Annotated in this window: 1 protein-coding gene and 1 pseudogene; one reads left to right on the top strand and one right to left on the bottom strand. The window is 32.7% G+C overall.

Annotated elements, in window-relative coordinates:
• Positions 1-459 (bottom strand): annotated as a pseudogene (locus ACZIYX_RS23840) (hypothetical protein); the annotation flags it as partial.
• 589 nt (positions 460-1,048) lie between these two features.
• Here ACZIYX_RS23840 and ACZIYX_RS23845 point away from each other — a divergent pair.
• Positions 1,049-2,191, top strand: coding sequence for a sterol desaturase family protein (locus tag ACZIYX_RS23845; RefSeq protein ID WP_462684760.1), 1,143 nt, complete (start codon positions 1,049-1,051; stop codon positions 2,189-2,191).
• Positions 2,192-2,393 lie beyond the last annotated feature (202 nt).

Raw genomic sequence — 2,393 nt, forward strand, 5'->3', positions numbered from 1 at the left:
CGTATAGTCCAGGTTGAACCCGTCGGCATTGAGTGCCAGTGTGGTAAGGGTTTCTAAATTTTTTATATTAACAATTGTCTGTAAACCGTCTTCATCTGTATAAGTAAATGTTCCATTGGTGTTTTCGATAATGGTTGTTAATGTTTCTAATAACGTAATATCTTCATTGTTGGCAACCCTTTTCCATGATGAATTTTCCCAATAATAATAACCTGGTCTTATATCATTTACAGTTTGTGTTGCATATACTATTAAGCTATTTACATTTCCGTTAACAATTGTTGTTTTGTCTGTTGTGCTTTGTAAAGCTATACGGGGAATTAACAGTCCTTTGTTTGATGCTGTTATGTCCAATTGAGCTGAGTTATCTGGTAAAGGGCTTCCAATGCTAACTTGGGCATATGTATAGGAAGAGAGGAGAGCACAGATTAATAAACCAAAGAGTTTGTTTGTTTTCATAGGCAAAAATATCTTATTCATTTTTGATTACTACAATTTACAAAAAATAGTTAACATTTTGTTAAAAAATCTACCAAAAAACTAATATATAATCTTTTAATAAACTTTTAAATATGTTTTAGAAAACATATTTTGATTTAAAACCAACTTTACATAATAAAAAAACTTCCATTAAGAAGTTCAAAAGTTCTCATTTTATTTGTTTACCAATAGCCTTTAACCTGCTTTAAACAATAGAAAATCTATTACACCTTGTAGCTACTGCAAATACAGACGCTTTGCTTCGTTTTTTAATTTAACCATAGCGATGCTATACTAAAATCAAGAAAACGACTGTATTTATGGCATCTTCAAGCTTCATTACGAAGTTCTACTGCTTAAAGCAGGTTTAATTAATTATGAAAACATCCTGAATATCTTATAATCTGCTAAGGCATACCAAAAAAAGCTTTGCACACAAACCACTAAACACAAAGAAATACATACTAATGGCATATTCTTATTATATTTGCAAGCATACATAAACAGGTATAAACCACGGCTCTGCTTTGCGACAACACATAAAAATCTTAAACCATAAATAAGAAGAATGAAAAACCAAATTAAACGAATGCAAGTAGGCGAAGGAAGAATTAGTGGAGCAGTTTCAATATTTCTTGGATCCCTTACTTTGATTGCAATACTATGTTTTAAATTTCCGGAACAGCTAACAACAGCAGAGTTTAGGGAAATATATACTGCAGAAATGGTTGAAAATCTTATGCTGGGTTGCGTAATCGGAACGTTTCTTTTTGCTTTAGTTGGTATACTACTTAAAAAAAACAATAAAAATGCTGTAATCGGAATTGCATTGGGGGTACTTACTATTGTTCTTGGCGGACTTAGTGTTGAAGGACGTGCTGTAGAAAAAATAGAATGGAGTATTGGTTTGGATTGGCTTATATTAGATCTGTTTATAATGGCTTTATTATTTGTGCCAATAGAATTGGCTTTTCCAAAAAACAAGCTGCAATCCAAATTTCATAAGGAGTGGAGAACAGATCTTGTCTACTTTGGGATAAGCCATCTGGCAATTCAGCTATTTGGGGTATTAACTAAAAAACCTGCTGTAGCATTTTTTGGTTGGATGAATCTGGATCAGGTTCACGCTTTTGTTTCAGAATTACCATTTGTTATTGAGTTATTTCTGGCACTACTAATTACCGATATATTTCAATATTGGGCTCATCGGTTTTTTCACTCTCATCATTACCTGTGGAGGTTTCACTCTATACACCATTCAACACAAAATATGGATTGGCTTGCCGGATCACGCACTCATTTTATAGATATTTTCTTTACCAGAAGCATTTCATACATTCCGCTTTATGTTTTAGGCTTTTCAACCTTAACATTCAATGTATATATTGTTTTTATTGCAGTTCATGCAGTTCTAATTCATTCTAACACGAGTATAAATTTCAGGTTCTTAAAATATATAATTACCACGCCTCAATACCATCATTGGCATCATTGTGAAGAACCAGAACATTATGGAAATAATTTTGCGGTTGTGTTTCCTTTTATAGACAAAATTTTTGGAACCTACTATCTTCCTGATAATAAATGGCCAAAAGGAACAGGATTAGTTGACGCATCATTCCCCAAAGGGTTTGTTAAACAACTTATCTTTCCTTTTACAAAAAACCCTTTCAAAAATGACTTGCTGCCAGAAGAGAGAAGTAAACGATAAGTGCAGATAAACGATTTCCTGTTGGGCAGAAAAAAGGTGTTTTACCCGGATTATCAATCTCATTAAGTTAAGCTGTATCTTTTTGAGGATTAAATATCTGTAAAAGCAAAATACCCCTTTACTTCCATCATGAAATGGCATAAAAGATTTAAGACCGTTGCAAAAGGTCGGTTTACTTGATTTAGTTTTTCTATTAGGTAGA

It is taken from the genome of Aquimarina sp. (assembly GCF_977115655.1).

Coding starts and splice junctions, on each gene's coding strand:
- ACZIYX_RS23845 (WP_462684760.1), top strand. CDS start 1,049: ATGAAAAACCAAATTAAACGAATGCAAGTAGGCGAAGGAAGAATTAGT.